Source organism: Porphyromonas miyakawae, from assembly GCF_045865415.1.
In the GTDB taxonomy this organism is placed as follows: Bacteria; Bacteroidota; Bacteroidia; order Bacteroidales; family Porphyromonadaceae; genus Porphyromonas; species Porphyromonas miyakawae.
In genome coordinates, this window is the sequence record NZ_BAAFSF010000001.1 from 376,998 (window position 1) to 399,956 (window position 22,959).

Sequence of the window (22,959 nt, forward strand, 5' to 3'; positions counted from 1 at the left end):
GGTTTATTTGGTCCTTGTTTCAAAAAGCCTGATAGAACGTCCGTAGAACTTATAGTATCCGTCAAAGCTGGTATAGGCAAACTGCATATTGAAGCCCATGAAGTAGTAGCCCTTATAATCGGATGTACCGGCCCAATAGTAACCATACTCTCCCACGGTGAGCATATCCCCCTTTTGTCCCGTTCCGGATGTATTGCTTCCACAGGCAGGGAAAACACGCAGCACGTCCTTATCCTTATCTTTGTCCCAGAAAGAGTTGGTCATAATATCCTTTATCGTAACCTCGGATCCCTCCTCAATGGGGCGGGCCAGTATGATCAAGATCTTACCCCCTCCATATTGATTGTCTGCATAGGAGTAGACCCAAGCCGAGTGGTACTTGGTGCCCTTGAAGCGAATGGCATAGCATACTTTGCCACCCTCACTGTAGTAGTCGTTGGTGGAGGTGATGGTTTCCCCATTAACCACAACCGTTTCGGATTTATCTTTGTATTCCTCTACTCCATTGGTATCAAACACTATATAGGGTCGCTTACCTACCCAATTCGGAGCAATCGCATACCACTCTTCACGGCTCGGCATGTGGTAAGATTTGCCGGCAATAGTAATATTTGAGAACTTAGCCACGGCATCGTCCCAAGTAAAGTAGCCGGAGGCATTATTAGCTTGACTTGTGGCAAAGGATATGCCGTCCTGTGCCACATTATACTCTGCTACATAATTGAGTGGTAGCATAATTTCGGGATTTGGGTTGGGTGTTTCTCCGGCTTTGCGGTGTATAGTGAGCTGTGTAGCAGTGGCACCGTCCATATGCGGCTTTGCTTCAAGTGTAAAGGCGGCAGCTTTCGTCCCCTTTGCTATGGTAAAGTTCTTTTTGTCGGTGTCAATGGTGATCTCCGAGGCATTACCCTCCTTGAGCGTTAGAGAAAAGTCTTTTGCAGCGAGTACCTTTTCTTCTACCACCTTGCCACTTCCATCGGTAGCGGCTTGCTTACCGAGGACTATTCCTTCGCCACCCTGTGCGGAGAAAGAGGCCGGCTTAGCCTCAAAGGAGAAGGTGAGCGTTCCTTCGCGTCGGATGCGGAGCTTTTGTGGCGCACTTCCTTCGGCTGCCACTTCCAATTCAAATTCTGCGGCATTTCCTTCCTCTACGACAAAGGTTTTGGCCGCTGCATCAATGCGGATTCCCTTTGCACTACTCGTTAAGGAAAGCGAGAAGTCTTTTGCCTCCAGAGCCTTCTCTTCAATAGTTTTGCCGTCGGCATCGGTAATGATACGTTTGCCGGTCACAGTACCCCGTCCGCCATTAGCAGCGAAGCAATCGGGCGTAGCATCAAATGTGTAGGTGATAGTACCTGCACGCATGATAGTGATCTTTTGCTTCTGGCCCTTGGCAACTCCGGATGTGACAAAGGCTTCCAACTCAAAGGTAGCGGCATCGCCTTGTACAATGGAGAAGGTCTTACCTATTTCGTCCAGGGTGATCTGCTCTTTATTGCCTGAGATAAGCTTAAGCGTGTATTCATTTGGCTTGAGTGGCTTCTCGCTCTCTATTTTCCCATCTTGGGAGAGTTCTTGCAGCGTGCCGATAATACGCCCATCTCCGCCGGCCGCAGAGACAGAGGAAGGCTCTGCTTGGAAGAGAGCCTTGTAGTTGTGAGCTTGCGGTTTGGGCTCCGGATTAGGGTTATTATCGTCCGGTTCGTTGTTACAACCTCCTACAACAAATAGTGCTAGCAGTGTGATAAATGGAATAATCCTCTTCATTATAATTATATGATAAGTTAGTTGAATTATCGTGTTACGGCTTTTCGTTACTTGGATTGAAATGGGTGGAAGTAAGTACTCTTTCACAGTGAAATGCTTGAATAGAACTCGATCTATTGCATCTTTTCCACACGGGATACATACATTCTTGCGAGACAAAAGTAGCAATAAAGTATTGAATTTATGTTTCTTCCGAAACAGGCTCTGAGGGCTTCAAAAAAGTATAGTCCCTCAAATGAAAAATACAGATGTTTTGAGTAGTGAGAGGGTGAATACTTTTTATATATAGGCTAATCGCTTGAATCATAGGGAAAAAAGGGGGATTTATTAGAAGCTAAGAAAAAAATGAAAGTTTTTTCTCCTCTTGATGCAGTATTTCCTGTAGGTCTGCATTATATAGGTGAAGACAGGAAATAGAGCGAAGTAAACAATAGACGACTCAACACGCCAACACAACACAATACACACCAACACATGAAAAAAACGACACAGTATTTGTTCTTACTCCTGTTTGTGGTTGCAATTAGTGGGTGTCTCCCTTTCAATGATGGAGGTAATGGTTTGATCATGGATTACGCCAATATATCCTTGAAAATTGACCTTACCGACAGCGAGGGGCACCCGCTAATTATACCGAAGACTAAAGAGGGCGAGGCTTATCTGAGTGAGGTTTATATCAAATGGAATGACAGAAAATTCTATTGTGAAGGAGAGCCTGCTCGAGATAAGATGCGTGCCAATAGAGAGCGGTTTCATGCGCTGACCGTGTCGCAAATGGATGAGGCGTATTATGTACTTGAATTTGGAGAATTTCAACCCAACTACTTTGAACCCCAGTTGTTTATCCTCCACTTGCCCGGAGGAGTTGAGCGCCAAATTGAAATGCGTCATTACACGTCTGAAGATCGTAGCTTTGTAACAAAAATAAAGGTGGATGGAAAGGAGGTCGTAATCTCAAAGAATCGACTCTTACGTATTGAGCTTAGTGAGGAGGAGATCGCACGCAGTGGCTACGACTTGAAAGATACAACGCCTGCTCCGGTTACGCTCTATTTCCGATTTGCTAATCCACTTCCTGAGAAGCTATGGCAGGGAGGAGGAGAAAATAAAGACAAAGAGCCTACCATGAATGAGGCTACAGAGCATGCTTTCTCGGCTTTGTGGCGAGGGCGAACTTTACCATTAGAGCACCGTGCTTATGGTACTCCGATTGACAAGAGTGTGACTGAGCCGAAGCCGAAGTTTTACTACGGAACCAGCTATTTTGTGGGCCTCTATCCTTCTGCACAGTTGAATTTCTTCTTGGCCTTAGGTCCACTTCCTGAAGAAAAACTAAAAGAGGAACCTTTAACAATACAGTATTCTGATAGCCAGTCTTTTACGTTCCTCATTGATTACAAGCAAGATAGTAACGGAGCGCCTCTTCTGACTGCAAAGCGTGTGGGTGAGGGAGAGGCTGAAAAGGGAAATATTAATTACTTTCGCAATGGTATTATAATAACGATTCCCATAGAGTGGTGACAGAGCAGGAGCTTAGCAAACGAATAAAAGAGGGTAATAGAGAGGCCTTCGGTGCATTATATCGTCTGTATGCTCCATACCTTTACAATCTGATTCTGCGTTACGTGCCGGATAGAGAAACTGCCAAGGATGTGCTCCATGATGCGTTTATCCACTCGTACGAGCAGATCGGGAAATATGAGTATAGAGGCGAGGGAAGTCTTAAATCTTGGCTCTCAAGGTTGTTTGTCAATGAAGCTTTGATGCACCTTAGGCAAGCAAAACGCATCTCTTTCGTACCGCTCAATGAGGATGTATGCAGCGAGGGGCCTGCATGGGATGAGATAGACGAAGAAGAAGTAGCTCGTATTCCCATAGAAGATCTACAAACAATGGTAGCAGCTTTACCCGAGGGCTACCGAATGGTGTTCAATTTGTTTGTGGTAGAGGGAATGAGTCATAAGCAGATCGCCTCCCTATTGGGAATCAATGAAAAGAGTAGCTCGGGACAACTGGCACGTGCTAAACAGCGCTTAGCCGCCGAGATTAAAAAATGGTATAAAACCCATGAGATATAATAAGGATATAAAGCAAGAGCAAAGCAAGGAGGAGCTGCTACGCAAGCGGCTAAACGCTTCCGGCAATGCAGCACCTCAAGAGGATTTGGATGAGGTGTGGATGCGTATATCTGCCACATTAGCGTCTGCTACGCCCAAGCCTAAGCAGCACAAAGTATACGCTCTGCCGATACTTCGTGTGGCGGCAGCTGTACTGGCTGTATTGGGAGTAGGCTTATCCATCTGGGTAGGCATGGACAAGACGCTTCAGCGACAATATAATAGCACCTCTGAGGTCGCTGCTGTAATAGAGGAGCCAAGCCGGCACTCTACAGAGCCAAAGCATGTGTATTCCGAGGAAGAGAATCAGGTCAACTCTGCAAAGCATGAGCGTAATGCACAAGCCCTGCGTGGTGATACGCATCCTCAGTCTTTACGAGAAGAGAGCCAGCAGATGAAGGAACTATCTAATTCTTCCATGACTGCCCCCGATAAACATGACGAAGAATCCTTAAGTAACGTTGAGGAACAGACAACTAACCGGGCAAACAGTGAGGAGACGATAGTACTACAGGGATCTAAGGAGGAGATACAACCGCAGCCATTACAAGCTGTTGCTACCATTCGGAGCGTAAAAGAGGAAGAAGAGAACAAAGATCTCTCTATAAGAGCCTCATTCCTTGCTTATGCGAGTGGAAGTCGCTCATTTGGAACAGCAGACATGTCTCCCGGGGGTATGTTTCTTATGAAAGGAACTAACGGCACGGCTTTTAATTCCGAGCGTGACGTTTCTGCACTTCTCTACGAGCAAGCTGAGTTTAGACATGATATTCCGATTAAGTTTGGGGTAAATGCACTTTTGCAAGTAGGAAGATATCTCGGTTTTGAATTCGGTGTCAACTATAGTTATCTGCATAGTAAGGTTTCCCTTGATCAGCATGGGATGCATTGGGAACAAAGCCAGAATGTACACTATTTGGGATTGCCTATAGGCTTCCGAATTACGGCTTATCAAAACGAATCAATCAGTCTCTATGTGGGAGCTGCTGGAGAGTTGGATAAGGTGATTTCTGCTACGCTAAATGGTACTACACTGGGAACACTCCCGTGGAGCTGGTCCTTGCATGGGCGGGCCGGAGCAACAGTACGACTATCGTCTCTTCTCTCCCTTTATGTAGAGCCGTCCCTCTCCTACTACTTTAAAGACGGTACTCCATTAAAAACCTATTATAATCAAAATCCACTTGCGCTAACTATTTCAGTTGGACTGCTCTTTACGCCCCCCATGCACTTCTGATCGGCATACATTATAATGAAGGTAATCCACTTATCCACTTTTGATGTACGCGGAGGAGCAGCCATAGCAGCAGAACGACTGGTGCGGGCACTCATAGACGATGGTGTGGATGCATCCTTGCTCGTTTTGCAACGAGAAGGCAAGTCTACATGTGTGCATGCTTTGGAACAAGCAACTCCCTTGAGGGCACAAGTCCAATTCTATAGAGAAATATGGGCTTCTTTTAGGAGAAACGGGCTGAAAAGGGATAGCACGCTCTTCGCTCGTTCCTATCCGATTGCAGGGTTCAATGTGACAAATTCTCCTCTTGTACAGGAAGCAGATATCATTCACTTGCACTGGATAAATCAAGGGTTTCTATCCATTCGTTCTTTGGAGGATTTGGTTGCACTTAGAAAACCTATCGTTTGGACAATGCACGATATGTGGCCTGTTACTGCTGTTACGCATCATTGTAAGGACGTGAACGCTTGGACCCAAAAAAGTCCGCAAAGCTTAGAGTACCGTATTGGACAACGCAAACAACGTCTCTACAGAGAACTAAAGCCCTGCTTCGTGGGGTGCAGTGAGTGGATTGCACGAGAAGCTGCAAATTCGATACTTGCAAAGGAGTGTCGGGTAACCCATATTGTGAATGCTGCTGATACGGAGCATTTTCGACTTGTTGATCAGAAACAGGCCCGACAGAAGCTTGGACTACCAGAAACAGACCCTATCATACTCTTTGGGGCTGCTAATGCACAAGATCCCCGAAAGGGATATGCGCAGCTTATCGAAACATTCCATTTCCTCCGTCATAGCGAGGAGCAACTACCTTATGCAGTTGTTTTTGGAAAGGCAGATGAGAGGGTGCTGCGCAATGACCTTGAGGGCTTTGATCTCAGGGTGGCCGGTTATGTCAAAGATCCGGTAGAGATGAATCTTTATTATGCAGCGGCCGATCTTTTCTTAACCCCCTCCTTGGAAGAAAACCTCCCCAATACAATTATAGAAGCGCAACTTGCCGGAACGCCTACAGTGGCCTTTGCAGTAGGAGGTATCCCGGAGATTATTGATCTCCCGGAAGCAGGAAAGACGGTTCCTCTTCTTGATTGCCGTGCTTTAGCTGATGCAGTAGCCGAGGTGCTGTCACAGCGAAATAATTTATGCAGGACCCAACTGCACAAGCATGCCTTAGAACGATATTCTGCGGGTGGAGTAGCTGACTCATATAGGAGACTCTACGACTCACTTCTTCATGCTAAAGCGTGAGGATGTGAATATAATTGGTTACTTTTGAAGGATAATGGCATGCAGGGGCAGATGGGTGCCCTTTGTATTGTTGCGGTACGAAAAGCTATGAAGTATATCATTTGTCCCTATTGCAAGCGACGCATAACCGAGGAGGAGCTTCGACGCTACGAGCGTAGCGGAGGACGTGTGGTGTTGAATTGTCCCAATTGTAAGCGGCGTTTGGCTTTCAGAATATTAGAGGAAGAACCGGAAGTTTGTAATTCTGAACCAGCTCAACAGGGAGTTGGCATGCCTGCTTTTGCCTATCTAAAAGTGATTGAGAATGTATTCGGCTATGCACAGCGTTTCCCATTGGTTGAGGGGTTGAACCGCGTGGGGAGATACAACGATCGCTTTTCCGAGTTAGAAGTGCCTATTCGTACCAACGACCCTAGTGTAGATCGTAACCATTGCATGATCAATGTACAACCCACCGAGAGCGGTGAAGTACAGGTTGAAATATGGGATAATGATAGTATGACCGGCACCTTTATCAATACCCGAGAGTTAATGCCGGACGAGCACCATCTTCTGCAAGAGGGCGAGGTGATTACACTTGGCGCAACCTCAATTATATTTACATTTAGTAAAGAGTGATCCTATGAAACAAACGGGTAAAGTGGCTTTAATAACCGGTGTAACCGGTCAAGATGGGGCTTACTTGAGCGAATACCTTTTATCGAAAGGATATCAGGTACATGGAGTCAAGCGTCGCTCTTCAATGTTCAACACTGAGCGTATAGATCACCTCTATCAGGATCCTCATGAGGCTGACCGACGCTTTTTTTTGCATTATGGAGACCTTACAGATGGTCAGAACATAACTCGTCTTATCGCCGAGGTACAGCCGGATGAAATATATAATTTAGCTGCTCAGAGCCATGTGAAGGTAAGCTATGAGTTGCCTGAATATACAGCTGATGTAGTTGCTTTGGGGGCACTGCGTATATTGGAAGCTGTACGTCTTTTGGGCATGGAGCAGAAAGTTCGTTATTATCAGGCCTCAACAAGTGAGTTATTCGGTAAAGTGCAGGAAACGCCACAGAAAGAGACTACGCCTTTTTATCCGCGTAGCCCCTATGCGTCGGCAAAGCTTTTTGCCTATTGGATTACCATCAATTACCGAGAAGCTTACGGAATACATGCAAGCAATGGGATTCTTTTTAATCACGAGTCTCCTTTGCGGGGCGAAACCTTCGTGACGAGGAAAATAACCCGTTCGGTGGCCCGAATAGTATTTGGTTTGCAAAACTGCCTATGGCTGGGTAATCTTTCAGCTCAAAGAGACTGGGGGCATGCGAAGGACTATGTGCGCTCTATGCATCTTATCTTACAGCAACCGCAGCCTGACGATTATGTGGTGGCTACGGGTGTTACGACTTCCGTAAGAGATTTTGCACGGATGGCTTTTGAATGGGTAGGACTCCACATAACGTTTCAGGGAGAGGCGGAGGAGGAGCAGGCTCTACTTACCTCTATAGATGAAGAGCGGTTTACAACCTGTGTGGGAGAAGCCTACTTATCCACAATAAAAAAGCGAGTGGGAAGTCGCTTACTCGCTGTTGATCCGGCATACTTTCGTCCTACAGAAGTGGATTCGCTTTTGGGAGATGCAGCAAAGGCCCGTGAGAAATTGCAGTGGTATCCTGAGTATTCCCTAAGTGATATTGTGCAGGATATGATGCTGCACGATGTGGCGCTAATGAAAAAAGAGGCGTACCTTGAGGAAGGTGGTTACAAGACGTGTAATTATTTCGAGTAATCATGATAGCTAAAGATGCACGTATTTATGTGGCGGGGCACAGAGGTTTGGTAGGCAGTGCCATACTGCGCAAGCTTCAAGAGGAGGGGTTCAGCCATTTAATTACAGCGAGTCATGCGGAGCTTGACCTTTTGGATGCAACGGCTGTACATGCTTTTTTTGAGGAGGAGAAGCCGGAGTACGTTTTTATAGCAGCGGCTTTCGTAGGCGGAATTCTGGCAAATAGCCGTATGGGGGCAGACTTTATATTCCGTAATTTAGCTATTCAGCAGCACTTAATGGGCGAGAGCTTTAGGTGTGGTGTGAAGAAGCTTCTTTTTCTGGGGAGCAGCTGTATCTATCCCCGATGTGCGCCTCAGCCTATTTGCGAGGAAAGTCTGCTTACTTCTCCATTAGAGGAGACAAACGAGCCTTATGCCATAGCTAAAATAGCCGGACTGAAGATGTGTGAGAGCTTTAATAGACAGTACGCAACCGATTGGCTCGCGCTTATGCCCACCAACTTGTATGGTCCAAATGATAATTTTAATTTAGAGACCGGTCATCTCCTCCCTGCTATACTAAGGAAAATGCATTTAGCTAAACTCCTGCGACAAGGACGATATGATTTGATCCGACAGGACTTAAAAAGGTATCCGGTGGCATGTTTTAATCAAGCCGATTCTACTGAAGAGCAGATTAAAGATATGCTGGGAAACTATGGTATTTCCGCTGATTGCCTTACCCTATGGGGTAGCGGTGCGCCACTGCGTGAACTGATGTGGAGCGATGATGTCGCCTCGGCTGCTTTATTTGTGATGGAACATGTTTCTCTGAAGGAAGATATTGCCCGCGGAGGTACGGTTAGAAACAGACACTTCAATGTAGGTACAGGACGAGAGCATACCATTGCACAAATAGCCCATTTGGTAAAAAAAGTAGTACAATTTGAAGGCACCATAGCCTTCGATGGCGTACACCCGGATGGCACTCCCAGAAAGCTTTTGGATGTAAGTCGATTGGCTCATTTAGGTTGGAAAGCAGAAACGCAACTTGAAGACGGACTTCCTCGTTATTATAAATGGTATTGTAACAACACTAAGGATTCGGACGAAGATAAGGGTAAGAAATGACGAAAGAATTAGAAGATATATGTATTGATCTCTTACGCAAGGAGGTCGTTCCTGCAACCGGATGTACCGAGCCTGTTGCTGTAGCGTTGGCAGCTGCCAAAGCCTCTTCTATACTTGGCGAAGAGGTGAAGAAAGCTACTATTTTACTTAGTAGTAATATGCTCAAGAATGCTATGGGAGTAGGCATACCCGGTACCGGTATGATTGGCTTGCCGATAGCTGTCGCATTGGGTATTGTTATTGCTGAGCCTGAGAAAGAGCTTTCTGTCCTATCCGGATTTTCCAGTGATAAGCTTGAGAAAGCTAAAGCAATAGTGGCACAGAAAATCATCCAGATCAAACACAAAGAGGGAGATGTGGATAAACTCTATATTGAGGTTTTATTAGAGGGAGATTCTGCACATGCTGAGGTAATTATTGAGGGTACCCATACGAATATCAGTTATGTGGCTCGCAATGGAGAGGTAATACTCAATAAGCGTTGTGTAAAGAATGAGGAGACCGCTACGTTGGCTAACGAAGAGGAAAGACAATTGGACTTTGATACGGTATATCGTTTTGCCACGGAGACGGATATAGAGCGTCTTTCTTTTATTGAAGAAGCGGTTAACCTGAATCGAAATGCGGCGGATTTTTCCTTGCAAGGTAATTTCGGTCATCAAGTGGGACGTATGATACGGAGTGATATGGGACGTAAGTACTTGGGACAATCTACATTTACCGAGATACTCTCCTATACAACGGCAGCTTGTGATGCCCGCATGGATGGTGCTCCGGTCTCTGTGATGAGTAATTCGGGGAGCGGCAATCAAGGAATAACGGCTACACTGCCTGTAGCGGTCTTTGCTCGTCAGGAGGGTAAGAGTCGGGAAGAGACTATTAGAGCCCTTATCCTGAGCAACCTGATGGTTATTTATATTAAGCAAAAACTCGGTCGTCTGTCGGCTTTGTGTGGTTGTGTGGTGGCAGCTACAGGCTCCAGTTGTGGTCTTACGTATTTATTGGGCGGCACACGTGAGCAGGTGGCTTTTGCCGTTAAAAATATGGTAGGCAATATAACCGGTATGCTATGTGATGGGGCAAAGCCAAGTTGCAGTATGAAGGTATCAAGTGGAGTCTCCTCGGCTCTTTTTTCTGCTCTTCTTGCTGTGCAGAATAGGGTAGTAACGAGCGAAGAGGGAATTGTGGATGATGATGTCGACCGTACCATCGAAAATCTTACCTCAATTGGACGTAACGCCATGAGTGAAACGGATCGGCTCGTATTAGATATCATGACAAGCAAGAAAGACCGTTCTTAACTTTTCTTTTTTATAATGAGTACTCTATCTCCTAATACCAATAAGCGACAACATAGCATGAGCTTCAGCATCTTCTTACGAATGATGCTGAAAGGTTGGCCACTTTTCTTACTCTCCTTTATCGCTGTTGCTGTAATGATGAAAGTATTGTCTCAGCGTACTTATATAGGTCAACCCAGTTACCGTATGACCGTGATGAGTCGCTATGCAGACAAGGTTACTAATGAGTATCTACTCAATGGAGACAATCTTGCTCCCACTCACTTATGGGATAAAAATGCCCCCTATCAGATAACTCAGATCTATGCTTACATCACCTCTGTGGATGTGATTTATAGAGCGGGAATGGATTGCGGCTTTGATATGTCCTATGCTCAAAAGAATAAGCTGAGATATGTAGATGTATATAATGACCTGCCCTATCGCCTTCGTTTTCTTGATATGAACGATATGGATCAGGTTAAGCTAATAGCCGATTGGACGCAAAAGGGAGTTCGCCTAACCTCTCCTTCAGGTACTTTTCAGTCTAATCCAATAGACGAAAAGAAGTTTGGTGAAGTCTCTATAGCCTTGGGTGATACAGCCCAGACAAGTATAGGACGTGTGGTTTGTCTACCACAAGCTGCCAATACATGCTATCCGAGGACCAAGCTGGATCTTACGCAGCCGGTTTATGTGAGTAAGCAGAGCGCCGTAGACGTAAAGACATTATTTGATAAGGAAATGAGTCTTGAAACGGAGTCTTTGGGCGAGGATATCCCCGCTTATACTTTCCATGTGCGTATTGGCGGCCCGGTTCGTTTAGTTACAGAGCTATTGGAAGGAATGGCAGCGCAGGGCGAGAAATACGTGCATGAAATGTTGCAAAGCGATCTAATGGAAGAGAGACAATTAATTGAGCAGTCTTTGCGCGCTCTCTCTCAAAAGAGTGCGGAAGGCGTGATCTCTTCTGAGGCAGCAGCCAAAGAGCGTAACCTGCTCAATATGAAGTTGACACGTAATATATCCAATAGTGAGGCTCTTTCTGTGGAGCACTTCCTTACGGTTGTCGATGCCCCATCTTCCCGTCATGCTAAGGATGGATTTAATTATCTTCTTTTTGTACTGCTGACACTCGGGATCATTGTCCCCATGCTGATCATCTATTATTGTTGGTTGAAGCGTGGCTGTATATATGAGATGAGTCAGCTTTCGGCCCTTTGGCACAAAAAGTTTGTGGGTAGCTTTAAAATGGGAAAAAGCGAGAAGTCTCTTTCCCTCTTGGATGAACAGTTGGATTTGCTGCGTACTTCTTTATCCGATGTGGATAGATTGGTAATAGCATCCCCATCTTACACTCAGGAAGTGCAGCTATTTGTTCAGCGGTTAGTAAAAAACACCCGAGAAAGTGGCAGAAGTGTTGTATGGCATGACCTATTACCCCAAGGGAGCACTGTCCACGATGGCGCAACGCCTTTTTACTATCGCCCCGGCTATTTAGGAAGTCAGGCCTTTGATAAAGATGTGCAAAAACTAATTGGGTCTATTCCTCAGAATGGACTACTCATACTCACTGTGGCGCCTGAAAAGGTTCCGTTCTTTTTGCCTAAGTATGCCACCGATTTACTTGTTCCTGTTACTGCATTCAGAAGCCGAAGGAAGCAAATACACCATATGGAGCGTGAAATGAGCAGAGTGGCTGACCTTGATAGCGTGCAAATACGAACCCTTTGGCTGCATAGATAGTATCATGCCTATCATTAATAGCATATTGGATACAGATCTATACAAGTTTACTACAGGGTATGCCTATAGCAAGCTATTCCCCTATGCCGAGGGTATATTCAGATTTATAGATCGAAGCGACCGGGTTTATCCGACCGGGTTTGATGAGAAACTTCGTGAAGAGATTAACCATCTTTCCACGGTAGCTTTAACGGTGAGTGAAGCCGCCTTTATAAAGAAGGCTATGCCGTATCTTCCCCCTACGTATGTCGACTTCCTAAAAGGTTTTCGATTTGATCCTAATGAGTTGGATATTCATTTGGATGAGGGCGGCAAGCTTCATATTGATGCCGTTGGTCCTCTTTATCGTGTTACCCTTTGGGAAACCCCCATTTTAGCTTTAGTTAGCGAGCTATACTATAGAATGATGCAGGCAGAGCCGGACCATGCTTATTTGGTGGAGGCTGCTATTCGTAAAGCGGAGTTGCTTAAAAAGGAGCAAATAACGTTTTCTCTTTTTGGAATGCGACGCCGTTTCAGCTACGAGGTGGAGGATAAAGTAACCGGTATCATGAAGGAACATGCGGGAAGTGCCCTTTATGGAACCAGCAACATGCACTTCGCTCATAAATACGATTTGAAAGTTTCCGGTACCCATCCGCATGAGTGGATTCAATTTCATGGGGCAATTTATGGCTATAAGATGGCGAACTATATGGCTATGGAGGATTGGATCAGCGTCTACGATGGTGATTTGGGTACTGTTCTTACTGATACATATACCACGGATGTATTCTTGCGTAATTTTTCCAAGAAGCACGCTCTGCTCTTTACCAGCTTACGTCAGGATAGCGGTGATCCTATTGCCTTTATCGATAAGGCAATAGCCCGTTATAATGAGCTGAGAGTGAATCCTTCACTGAAGTATATTATCTTCTCCGATAGCCTTGATACAGAGCGTGCCATTCAAATACGCAATGCCTGTAGAGGACGAATCGGCTGCACATTTGGTATTGGCACCAACCTCACTAATGATACGGGAAGTGGCTATAAGCCTTCTAATATAGTGATGAAACTGTGGCGTTGCCGTATGACTGAAAAAGAGCAGTGGAGCGACTGTGTAAAGCTCTCGGATACTGCAGGTAAGCATACTGGAGAAGAAGAGGAAATACGCTTGGCACAAGCTACTTTGGGTATTGATAGATGAGGCGAGTAGCTATCTTAGGCGGTACGTTTGATCCTATTCATATAGGTCATTTGGCTCTTGCCAACTGGTTTCTATTGAATACAGAGTTGCACCTTGATCAAGTATTGCTTGTGCCTACTGTACAGAATCCCTTAAAAAAGAAACAAAGCTTATTCTCTTTTGAAGAGAGAGTCGCTTTTATACAAGCGGCTATCCAAGGCGATACTCGATTTGAATGTTCGACAATAGAGGCCTCCTTGCCTTCGCCTCATTATACCTTTGATACCCTTGAAGCACTTCATTCGGAATGGCACGATGCCTCTCTCTGTTTTATAATGGGGAGTGATAGCTGGTGCAATATTAAGGATTGGTACCGTTATCAAGAGCTTATCGCCGGTACGGACTTTCTTATTTACCCCCGTCGCGGATCTGTAGTAGCGCCTGAGTCATTAACCCCTCGGTGCTATTTGGCTGCGGAAGCGCCACTAATAGAAATTTCCTCTACCTATCTTCGTGATGCATTGCGCAAAGGCGAGGATGTGCGTTTCTTTCTACCACAACCCAACTTGATTCATGAGATGCAATCTATTGTAAGAAATGGGACGACGACAACACTATGAAGAGGAGCTTGTGCTTCTGCAAACTTATAGGAGTGTAGTGGAAGCAGAAGAGGTGGTACAACTCCTTGAAAAGGAGGGAATTATGGCTACACTGGAGTCGCTTTATAGTCATATGATCCTCGGTGCAGCTGTCGATGTAGGTGGCATACGTCTCATGGTTCCTCGTGAAGATGCGCAGAGAGCTCTTGAAGTGCTTAAGAGTAATGGAAAAGAGATTCCTCACCCGGAGCAATCCAATGTGGCGCGTTTCAATGAGTGGCTCTCTACAGCGCCTATTTTACGGAAAATGTCGCTAAAGAATGCCTTGTTATTCCTCTTTGTAGCCGTTATTCTTGTCCTATTCCTGATTTTACTTATCGTACAGACGCTTAGCCCCTCTTAATGCTTATGAATCCGGGTAATAAGCAACCTCGACATTTCAGCAACTTACAGATCGGCTTCTTGTTCGCTCTGTGGATCTTTCTTATCGTGACCATTCTCCTGTACGCAGAAATTACGCTTTATACAATCTTTCTGATCGTGGCAAGTGGAATTATAATTTTTGTACCGATCTATAAAGCGCGTCGGCGCGAACGAAAGAATCTTAAAAAATAACTTTTAGCTCTTTCCCTTAACTTTCTACTTTTGCATCAAAAGATCTATATCTTTTGAATAAAAGATTAGAACCTTCCCAACGAGATATCTATACCTTTTGCGTGAAAAGTATAGATGTTTTATGGGAATGTCTGTGCCCGATAGTTAGTCAAGGTATTATCCACTCTCGCTGCTCTCCACTCAGAGATGGTTGGGAATATGCCAAATATGGACGAATAAGCAGGCAATCATTGGAAGAGGAACTTAAGAAAGACGGAAGAACAAACTAATCGAATATGATTAGTCACTCTTTGAAAACGAATTAAACCACCGTATGCCCAACGGCACGTACGATGGTGTGAGAGGGAAGGAAACGAAAGTAGGTCAGAAAACTTCGTTTCCCGACCTACTTGATTTTTTTCTTATTTGACCATTCCTCACCAAGCTCTTTTCTTTAGGAGCTTGTCTTGCTTTCGTATTTAGGATTCCCTTCCTTTTATCTCGCCTCGTGTCGTACATAGAACAATTTGTTTGAAGGAAAATATTGCTTTAAGTATTTAAAATCTGTACTAAGATGAAAATTTGATGAGTCATTTTGAAAAAAATGACCGGATTTCTTTTGTGAAGTGAACAAAATCTGAGATATATTATTATCTTTGTGTATAAGGAAAGCATTTTTTTGTAATGAGTAATTTCGGAATTATAAAAAGAGACTTATTTTCTACCTCAGTAAGGAATGCTTACTTTCATCAGGGTAAAGAGTCAATGGTTAATACTTTTTTGGGGGGCATTCCAAATGAGATCTTTACTTTTTAAAGCAATAGTTCCTAATTTGATATGTTTTCATTGCTAACATAGTTAAAAGCAAACTTTAATAATAACCCATTATGAAAAAAACAACTACATTGTTTGTTCTTCTCCTCTTGTCGTGTGGAGCTCCACTATTGGGACAAAGCAGGCAAGAGATGACTCACGTAAACAATCTCGTATCTCCACAGGTAAAGTCTGCGGTGGCAACAAACCCTTCTATTTTGAAAAAGCAAGCGAGGTCTACCCGAGCTGCTGAAACTGTTGACCCTTCTAAGTTTAATACACTCTTTGAAGGTCTTTACGAAAATGCTTTTCTCAAGGCAGTGAATCTGGAAGAGATAATCCTCCCTAAAAATACCAAGCAAATAAGAGATTTTGCCTTTACGGGTTGTAGTGCTCTTAAATCTGTCACGTTGCCAGAAACTGTGGAAGAGAGTGCCCCAACTTCTTTTCCTGACCAGGAAGGACTTGTGATTTACGTTCCTACAGAGGCCCTCAAAAGCAAGCTTGATGCAATCTATTCTTTTGAAAAAACTAAAATTGTATACCGCAAGCCCAACGCTTCACAAGAGATTTCCTCTGCAGACCTTCAAATAGCCTGTTCGGGCAATCTATTAAAGCTAAAAACGGAGAATCCTTCGATAAGTGCATTTGCTCTTTACTCTATTGAGGGAAGAATCATAGCTCAAGGAGAGTTGTCTCCTACTCATGAAGCTATACTCTCTTTGCCTTCCCGAGGCACATTCATTCTCTACACCAACAACGCTGTAGCACAAACAATCATCCTTTAATACAATTACTTCTATGGTACGTACATATATATATAGCCTACTACTTATTTTTGTGGCATATACTTTTTCCTATGCACAAAGCGGGACAACCACAAAGGAGATCAATCTTGAAAAAGCGGGAACTCTTGAGTCTGTTCTTACAGAATCAGAGCGGGCATCTATAGAATCAATCAAGATCACGGGAGTCGTTAATGAAGCCGATATCGCTGTCTTGCAAAAGATGGCTACAGAAAATAAACTTAAGAAAATTGACCTTGGGAAGGCCTCTTTTGGTGAAACAATAAGTGAATTGCTTGCAGATGCATCTCAGTACTTTTTGCCAATGATTGAGGCTTTGGGTACCGACAATATAGCTGGTGTGGAAGCCTTTGAGGCCGCTCAAGGACATGAAAAAGATTCACGCTCACTACCTGGTTTTTGGATTTTCTCTACAGGAAAAGAGCTCTTTTTTATGACTGGCTATATGAATGGATGGGATGGAAAGATGAATGAAGTCGTACTAAAATCTAAAAGCGATAAACTACTAAGAAGTCCGCAGATACGTGCGTGGATCGACTCAATGGGGTATAAGTATGTAAGGTGTCGTACAGATGGAGATGTTATCTTCCACAACGAAAAGACAAATATTTGGTGTCTTCTTCACTTCACTCCGTATAGCAAGAGCGACTACCCAGGTGTACAATTCTCGTCTGAAGAGTATGCGCATTGGTGATGTCTCGTATCCACGTATAATGACTTTAGTACAAATAGGTTTTAGCTATGCTTAAACGACAATATATCCTCATGAGCACTATATTGCTGCTTTTTGTAGTGGGTATGGTGGCGTGTAAAAAAACTCCTAATGAGCCTCAGCAAAAAGCTGAGATTATGGTTACCCCCTCTTCAATATCGCTTGCTGTAGGAGAAGAGAGCAAGCCTTTGGAGGTAGTTGTTTCTCCTAAAGAGCGAACAAAAGAAATTCTATGGACCTCTAGTAACAAGGCTGTTGCGGAAATAAACCCCGCTACGCTAAAGATAACAGCACATCGTGTTGGCTCAACGACTATTGTGGCAAGACTACTGAATAAGTCTGGAAAAGAAGAGGCTACTTGCGGAATAGAAGTGACTGTTCATAAAGAAAAGGATGACCGCTATGTGGTTGATCTCTATTTCCCGGAGTTTTCTAGAATTAAGGAGTATGAAACGAAGATTAATGATGCAATGTCTCTCTTTTATGAGCCTTATAAGACAGGAAAACCTCATCTAGACGACTCTTCGTGGCTGTACAGAAAAAAGGAAGGAAGTAAGGCTTTCTTTGAAGATGTGCACTATCTTCATACACCCCCTATGGGTCCTCCGCTTGTTACCTGTGTAGCTAAAGTGGAGTCTGTATACACCACAGAAATGGCTAAAGAGAAGATTGCAGTTTATGGGTTTACAAAAGGAGTAAAAGAGGGCGTTCTCGGAGCAAAAGATGCGCACGATAGGGATATTCCTACAATAGAGGCCTATAATACGCAGCTCGGACTAAAAGGATTTGTATTCTTAGAAAAGATATATGAGAAGGAATCTGAAACTGTAGACCATGTAATGATGGTGCTAATGGTAGAAGATGGTGCTCCAAAGCAATAAATTCTAGGCAGACTTCCCTCCAACTTGCTTTCTGATGATCCAAGGAGCGAACCTATAGAACGGGAAGTTTTGATACTTAGGGAGTGAATTAAAAGCTGGGAAAGTTTTCAATTCACTCCTTTTGTATGACATGCCCGTCATAATGAAAAGGGCTGGTATATCCGTAAGGAAACACCAGCCCTATTTCATACTAACACAGAGTTTTATCGGACACCAAAGGAATAAAACGCCAAAGACCTGTGCACAACGAGTCTAAAGGTGGCACAACTAACTAGAATAAGATGCACCACCTACACTTTATACGTGCCATACTTTGACAAGTACGCATGCAAAGGACTTCGCACGTGAAAAGAAATCAACGCCCTGCAATCAGAGCAAATGTGGTGACCATATAAAAGACCCACATTATAAAGCAGAATTAGTACTGCCACTTTCCATATAATAGGTTCAGAAGCCCCCTAAGCAACCTAATCCATAATTTATCGTTATTCACCAGGAATAAATTGTCCGCGACAGTTCTTTTTCTTTTCCCTGTAATTAGGTCCTTGGTCCACTTACCATCAAATTTAGCGCTTGGCATAATTTATCGTTAGTTACACTTCAGAGATACTGAAACAAGTTAAACGCACATTCTAGTATCAAGTGCAACACGGTTACAAATGTGGAAAAAACTTCATAGGCAATAGCGTCCTAAACGTTTTTGGCGGGGAATGGGCTAATTCCTATTTTGAGGTGCTGGGGGAGAAGCCGCACTCAATGTCATCCCTACTAAAATCGAGTAGGTCAGAAAACCTCGTTTCTCGACCTACTTGATTTGAAGACAATTGGAAGAATCAACCTAATCAGCTGATAAGTCATCTATTGTCGAGGGTATTGATGAGTCGCCTTAGATAGTACTCGTGTGGCTTTGTTGACAAAAGTATTACCTTTGCGCTACAAATCTATATATGTAATTGACAACAAGCAAAAGCTTATGAAACATCACACTACGATGATTATGAAGCTCCTACTTGCTGTGACACTCTTGGTGTCGCTCTCGTGGTCGAGCTTAGCACAGAGCGGTACACCTCCGGAGGGTATCGACTTTTCCGTTCTTACGGAGGATAGTCCGCAGTCGGCTCTCTCCCTGAAGAATGGCTACAAGGCTGCACTAGAGACGACCTGGCATTCGCTGTATAGCAACAGTGCCGTCAAGTGGGCGGGGGTATATAGTGACCAGTGGTTTGCCTGCTCGGCATCAAGCATTTCGGTCAAGGCACCTTACTGCAGTTACCTTGTGACCTGTCCGCTAGCCCTAGACGCTATCGGGGGTAAGAGCTTGACCTTTGATCTAAAGGTGGCTTTAGTCAAGGGAAGCTCGCCTTTTCGCATTCTGCTCATCAACAAGAGTGGTAAGACCCTTCAGACGCTCTATGAGCATCAGTATGCTAAGCAGGACTTTACACCAACCTCTGTGTCAATTCCTACAGGGCTAACGGGCGTGGGCTTCATAGCCTTTGTCAATGAAGGCTCGCAGGGTAACTTCGCAGGTTACAACTTGAAAAATATTGAGCTAAAGGCTCCCTCGACAGAGGTGGCAATCAGCTACAACCCAGCTGAGGGACTGACCTTCTCCGAGGTGGCTGCTGGTGAGGTAGGTGCTACCAAGGAGCTAGAGATCTTTATTCAGAACTTCTCAGGAACACCCGAGGCGACCCTCACGGGGATCAACAAGGAGGACTTCCTCTTGAAGCCTCTCTCTGGTGGACTTACCGCTACGGGTGGTAGACTGAGCATTACGTTTGTTCCTAAGAATGGTAACCCCAATATTACCGCCTCTGTCACCGTGGTGGCTGGCAAAACAAAGGTTGACATACCGCTCAAGGCTTCTGCCTCAGGTGCTAGAGCTAAGATCAAAGTATCGGCCATGCCTGAGAGCATAGACTTCGGCTCTGTAGCTGTCGGGGAGACTTCGGTAGAAAAAGCGACCAGCATCACCGTACAGAATGCGATAGAGACTCCTACGGTCACCCTAACGGGTACGCACAAGGGGGACTTTGCTATCAAGACAGGAAACTCCTTTGACAATTATGGAGGTGGTATCTCCGTGACCTTCACTCCTACAGCTGAGGGTGTGCGTACAGCCTCTATCGAAGTGAATGCCTCGGGGACTATCCTACAGATACCGCTCCAAGGTACAGCAACGAATGGTGGCGGTGGCGTGACACCTCCTCCTAGTAAGCCAGAGCCCAAAGAGGATCAAGAGCTACTGGTAGATCAGTTCTTCTATGAGTTTGATGAGGCTGGTCGTCCTACCTCTTGGAGCTACAAGGGGAATGTGATGAAGGAGACTAAGGGGTACAACGGCAGTACTGGCTTTGCTGTCCGACTTGACCAAACATCCTCCACTGAGACCGCTCAGCTCTACCAGGAGATAGACATAGATGCTAAGGAGTTTTCTATGGCTCCAGGGAGTGTCCTCGAGGGTATGATACATTACTCGGTGCAGGAGCCTTTTGCAGATAATCATGGTATGCGTCTAGCCTGCCAATGGTTGGACGCAGAGCGCAAGCCTATTGCGACACCTGATGACGCTTTTATCGCAAGTGATAGATACGTCGAGTGGCGCAAGGCATGGGATGAGATCCGCTTTAGGACGGTTATTCCCGAGGGCGCTCGCTACTTCCGCTTTGGGGTAGAGGTTTCAGCTGGTAGTCTCGTCAAGGTGGATGACTGCTCTCTGCTACGTCTGACCAAGCTACACGCACAGGATCTCTTTCTCTCCGTATTGCCACACGCCATCTATCGCGAGGGTAAGACGACAGAGCCGATCGAGGGTACCATGCTGGTACAGTCTATGAGCAGTGGTAAGGTACAGCCTAACGTGACAACGCCTTCAGGCACCTTCACCCTTACGCCTACCGAACTTCCTGCGGGCAATAAGGTCACGGAGGTCGCCTACGCTATCCAAGCGAGCGAGCCTGGTGCTTACATCAGCGGTACTTATGGTACGAAGCCCTACTCGGTTCAGTACGATGGCATGAATGGGTGGGCTACAATCCGTATCAATAGCTATATCATCGACCCTGCTACGCCTCCTATGGTCAAGCTCTCAGACAAGACTCCTAACAAGCGCCTCGTCTGCACGGTAGGTGAGACGGATGAGATGGAGCTAGAGTTCGACGTGACCGGCGTAATCCAAGATGTCAAGGTACAGACCGCCTCTGAGAGTGGTTACTTCAAAAGTAGTACCAGTAGCTTCTACTATTCTCTATCTCAGAAGAAGGTCCTCACCCATAAGGTAAAAGTGACCTTCGCTCCACGAGAGGTTGGTACTTACAAGGCTACCCTAACCCTGACGACAGCTTGCATGGAGCCGGTCCTCGTAGAGATCGTTGGAGAGGCTAAGGCTGAGACGGCTGAGTGGATGGAGACTTTTGCTGAGGATAAGCCTTTAGACAACCGCTTCAAGGGAGACAACTGGAAGGGGTATCACCGCTTTGACAAGGGGTACTACTACCTCAGTGGCTCATGGGTAGAGGCTGGCAAGGTCTCTATCAGTAAGAATGGCCGACTGGAGAGTGATGAGCTACTAGTCAATGGTATCGATCAGATAAAGCTCCTCCCCGCTACGGACGCTCTAGAGCTATACTACACGATAGATGGTGGCGGTCACTGGACCAAGGCAACCCTGGAGGGTGGTGCCTACAAGGTCGGGACGCATCGTCCTACACGCTTTAAGGTGGTCAACGGCTCCTCTGCTGAGGCTACGCTAAACAAGATCCTGCTCACGCAGTCTGCTCCTGAGGATCGTAAGAGCATCAAGCAGATTGCTCAGGCAATGATGCTTGTGGATACTAAGGAGGCTCAGAGTAGCCTAGAGGAATACTTCGATGGTCAGCGTCACACACGTGGCATTAACCTCGAGGGGTGGCAGAGCTTTGCATCGCTGGCTGATCGTCCCTTCAAGGGCTGGGAGCAGAAGAATAAGAGTACTCAAGCTGTCGAGGAGACTTGCGCTCAGATTAGCTTCTTCAACTCTCTAGACAAGGATGATGCTCGTGAGCAGGAGGCGTGGCTAATCTCTCCGCTGCTCTCTAAGGCTAAGGCTCAGAGTACGTATCTGACCTTCCGTCTGCGCTATGAGTTGCCGACGCAAGATGGTCAGGAGCAGTTTGGCATTTACATCCTTACACCTGATGGTGCGGGTAGTGTAGAGCCCCAGTTCCTAGACATTACGAAGCTCCTGCTGGTGCCTCAGATGGAGCCTGAGCGGTGGTATGACTACTGTGTGGACCTCACTAAGGTGAAGGGGCTACAGATTGACGACTACTTCTACGTAGCCTTTACGATGTATAGTCCTAAGGGTGGTACGAGCACTTCGCTCTCCTTTATGGTAGATGATGTTACCTTTGGTCGTACAGATCTGCCGGTGGTCCAGGCTAATCCCGAGATGATTAACTTCATCTTTAAGCCCAATGTCCCCTGCCCACCACAGACGATACAGGTCTCTGTAGATAATCCTGACAAGGAGGTGACAGTGTCTCTAGAGCCGAGCAAGCTGATGGAGGAGTTCAAACTCTCTACTATGAAGCTCCCCGCTAAGGGTGGCGACCTCGCTGTCGGCTTTAGTACCAAGCAAGAGCGTGACCGTGCTGCTGCACTCCTCATCCAGACCAGAGGGGGGGTATCTAAGCTGGTTCGCCTGCTAGCACAAAAGACCACTGCAGTAGAGAGCCTAGAGCCCCTGCGCCCTGTCTATCTTTATCCGACAGTCGCTACGACCGAGCTACACCTCTCACTCCCATGTCAGAGCTATTGGATCTACACGACAGAGGGGCTCCTCGTCATGAGCGGTGAGGCTTGCAGTACGATTGATGTATCGGCACTGGCATCGTCTCGCTACTATGTCCGCCTACAGATGGCCGACGGAGGAGTGGCTACGCTACCCTTTGACAAGCAGTAAGACATACTAGCCTAGAGCGTCTGGCATATGAGCCTCACGCTATAAATAAAAACACGCCCCAGCTTTAAGATTAAAGCTGGGGCGTGTTTCTTTGGTATGACAGGCATGTCATACATCTGCGGTGAAAGTTTACCTGGGGCGTAGTTGCCAA

At 45.6% G+C, this 22,959-nt stretch carries 17 protein-coding genes; 16 read left to right on the forward strand and 1 reads right to left on the reverse strand.

Annotation, left to right across the window (positions count from 1 at the left end; all coding sequences use genetic code 11):
- Positions 1–3 precede the first annotated feature (3 nt).
- A complete protein-coding gene (locus ACLWMH_RS01435; RefSeq protein WP_411914980.1) occupies positions 4–1,767 on the reverse strand; it encodes a hypothetical protein in 1,764 nt (587 codons plus the stop codon).
- Positions 1,768–2,241: 474 nt separating this feature from the next.
- On the opposite strand from ACLWMH_RS01435, the gene ACLWMH_RS01440 reads away from it, so the two are divergent.
- From ACLWMH_RS01440 to ACLWMH_RS01515, 16 genes are all read left to right on the forward strand, one after another.
- A complete protein-coding gene (locus ACLWMH_RS01440) occupies positions 2,242–3,288 on the forward strand; it encodes a hypothetical protein (RefSeq protein ID WP_411914981.1) in 1,047 nt (348 codons plus the stop codon).
- Positions 3,285–3,845, forward strand: coding sequence for an RNA polymerase sigma factor (locus ACLWMH_RS01445; protein WP_411914982.1), 561 nt, complete (start codon positions 3,285–3,287; stop codon positions 3,843–3,845). The genes ACLWMH_RS01440 and ACLWMH_RS01445 overlap by 4 nt, the downstream gene beginning before the upstream one ends.
- Positions 3,835–5,121, forward strand: coding sequence for a hypothetical protein (locus ACLWMH_RS01450; protein ID WP_411914983.1), 1,287 nt, complete (start codon positions 3,835–3,837; stop codon positions 5,119–5,121). Before ACLWMH_RS01445 ends, ACLWMH_RS01450 begins: the two co-directional genes overlap by 11 nt.
- Before the next feature lie 15 nt (positions 5,122–5,136).
- Positions 5,137–6,372 carry a glycosyltransferase gene (locus ACLWMH_RS01455; RefSeq protein ID WP_411914984.1) on the forward strand — a complete coding sequence of 412 codons (1,236 nt, stop codon included), beginning with the start codon at positions 5,137–5,139 and terminating at the stop codon, positions 6,370–6,372.
- An 87-nt stretch (positions 6,373–6,459) separates the two neighbouring features.
- Entirely contained in the window at positions 6,460–6,990 is a 531-nt protein-coding gene (locus ACLWMH_RS01460; protein ID WP_411914985.1) for an FHA domain-containing protein, read from the forward strand.
- 4 nt (positions 6,991–6,994) lie between these two features.
- Positions 6,995–8,155 carry a GDP-mannose 4,6-dehydratase gene (gene gmd / locus ACLWMH_RS01465; protein WP_411914986.1) on the forward strand — a complete coding sequence of 387 codons (1,161 nt, stop codon included), beginning with the start codon at positions 6,995–6,997 and terminating at the stop codon, positions 8,153–8,155.
- Between the two features lie 5 nt (positions 8,156–8,160).
- Positions 8,161–9,267, forward strand: coding sequence for a GDP-L-fucose synthase family protein (locus tag ACLWMH_RS01470; RefSeq protein ID WP_411915594.1), 1,107 nt, complete (start codon positions 8,161–8,163; stop codon positions 9,265–9,267).
- Positions 9,264–10,568 carry an L-cysteine desulfidase family protein gene (locus ACLWMH_RS01475; RefSeq protein WP_411914987.1) on the forward strand — a complete coding sequence of 435 codons (1,305 nt, stop codon included), beginning with the start codon at positions 9,264–9,266 and terminating at the stop codon, positions 10,566–10,568. Before ACLWMH_RS01470 ends, ACLWMH_RS01475 begins: the two co-directional genes overlap by 4 nt.
- A 57-nt stretch (positions 10,569–10,625) precedes the next feature.
- Positions 10,626–12,293 (forward strand): hypothetical protein, encoded by a 1,668-nt coding sequence (locus ACLWMH_RS01480; protein WP_411914988.1) that lies wholly within the window; start codon positions 10,626–10,628, stop codon positions 12,291–12,293.
- Positions 12,294–12,297: 4 nt separating this feature from the next.
- Complete coding sequence (gene pncB / locus ACLWMH_RS01485) at positions 12,298–13,479, forward strand: nicotinate phosphoribosyltransferase (protein ID WP_411914989.1); 1,182 nt, start codon at positions 12,298–12,300, stop codon at positions 13,477–13,479.
- A complete protein-coding gene (gene nadD / locus ACLWMH_RS01490) occupies positions 13,476–14,078 on the forward strand; it encodes a nicotinate (nicotinamide) nucleotide adenylyltransferase (protein WP_411914990.1) in 603 nt (200 codons plus the stop codon). Before pncB ends, nadD begins: the two co-directional genes overlap by 4 nt.
- Positions 14,056–14,460: a putative signal transducing protein gene (locus ACLWMH_RS01495; protein WP_411914991.1), complete on the forward strand. Its 405-nt coding sequence runs from the start codon at positions 14,056–14,058 to the stop codon at positions 14,458–14,460. The genes nadD and ACLWMH_RS01495 overlap by 23 nt, the downstream gene beginning before the upstream one ends.
- 1,078 nt (positions 14,461–15,538) lie before the next feature.
- Positions 15,539–16,252, forward strand: coding sequence for a leucine-rich repeat protein (locus tag ACLWMH_RS01500; protein WP_411914992.1), 714 nt, complete (start codon positions 15,539–15,541; stop codon positions 16,250–16,252).
- A gap of 13 nt (positions 16,253–16,265) precedes the next feature.
- The gene (locus tag ACLWMH_RS01505; protein ID WP_411914993.1) at positions 16,266–16,964 is read left to right on the forward strand and encodes a type III secretion system chaperone family protein; all 699 of its coding nucleotides are present in this window, start codon (positions 16,266–16,268) and stop codon (positions 16,962–16,964) included.
- Between the two features lie 47 nt (positions 16,965–17,011).
- Positions 17,012–17,863 carry an Ig-like domain-containing protein gene (locus tag ACLWMH_RS01510; RefSeq protein ID WP_411914994.1) on the forward strand — a complete coding sequence of 284 codons (852 nt, stop codon included), beginning with the start codon at positions 17,012–17,014 and terminating at the stop codon, positions 17,861–17,863.
- 973 nt (positions 17,864–18,836) lie between these two features.
- Positions 18,837–22,808, forward strand: coding sequence for a choice-of-anchor J domain-containing protein (locus ACLWMH_RS01515; RefSeq protein ID WP_411914995.1), 3,972 nt, complete (start codon positions 18,837–18,839; stop codon positions 22,806–22,808).
- Positions 22,809–22,959: the final 151 nt, after the last annotated feature.

Coding starts and splice junctions, on each gene's coding strand:
- ACLWMH_RS01435 (WP_411914980.1), bottom strand. CDS start 1,767: ATGAAGAGGATTATTCCATTTATCACACTGCTAGCACTATTTGTTGTA.
- ACLWMH_RS01440 (WP_411914981.1), top strand. CDS start 2,242: ATGAAAAAAACGACACAGTATTTGTTCTTACTCCTGTTTGTGGTTGCA.
- ACLWMH_RS01450 (WP_411914983.1), top strand. CDS start 3,835: ATGAGATATAATAAGGATATAAAGCAAGAGCAAAGCAAGGAGGAGCTG.
- ACLWMH_RS01455 (WP_411914984.1), top strand. CDS start 5,137: ATGAAGGTAATCCACTTATCCACTTTTGATGTACGCGGAGGAGCAGCC.
- ACLWMH_RS01460 (WP_411914985.1), top strand. CDS start 6,460: ATGAAGTATATCATTTGTCCCTATTGCAAGCGACGCATAACCGAGGAG.
- gmd (WP_411914986.1), top strand. CDS start 6,995: ATGAAACAAACGGGTAAAGTGGCTTTAATAACCGGTGTAACCGGTCAA.
- ACLWMH_RS01475 (WP_411914987.1), top strand. CDS start 9,264: ATGACGAAAGAATTAGAAGATATATGTATTGATCTCTTACGCAAGGAG.
- ACLWMH_RS01480 (WP_411914988.1), top strand. CDS start 10,626: ATGAGCTTCAGCATCTTCTTACGAATGATGCTGAAAGGTTGGCCACTT.
- pncB (WP_411914989.1), top strand. CDS start 12,298: ATGCCTATCATTAATAGCATATTGGATACAGATCTATACAAGTTTACT.
- nadD (WP_411914990.1), top strand. CDS start 13,476: ATGAGGCGAGTAGCTATCTTAGGCGGTACGTTTGATCCTATTCATATA.
- ACLWMH_RS01495 (WP_411914991.1), top strand. CDS start 14,056: ATGGGACGACGACAACACTATGAAGAGGAGCTTGTGCTTCTGCAAACT.
- ACLWMH_RS01500 (WP_411914992.1), top strand. CDS start 15,539: ATGAAAAAAACAACTACATTGTTTGTTCTTCTCCTCTTGTCGTGTGGA.
- ACLWMH_RS01505 (WP_411914993.1), top strand. CDS start 16,266: ATGGTACGTACATATATATATAGCCTACTACTTATTTTTGTGGCATAT.
- ACLWMH_RS01510 (WP_411914994.1), top strand. CDS start 17,012: ATGCTTAAACGACAATATATCCTCATGAGCACTATATTGCTGCTTTTT.
- ACLWMH_RS01515 (WP_411914995.1), top strand. CDS start 18,837: ATGAAACATCACACTACGATGATTATGAAGCTCCTACTTGCTGTGACA.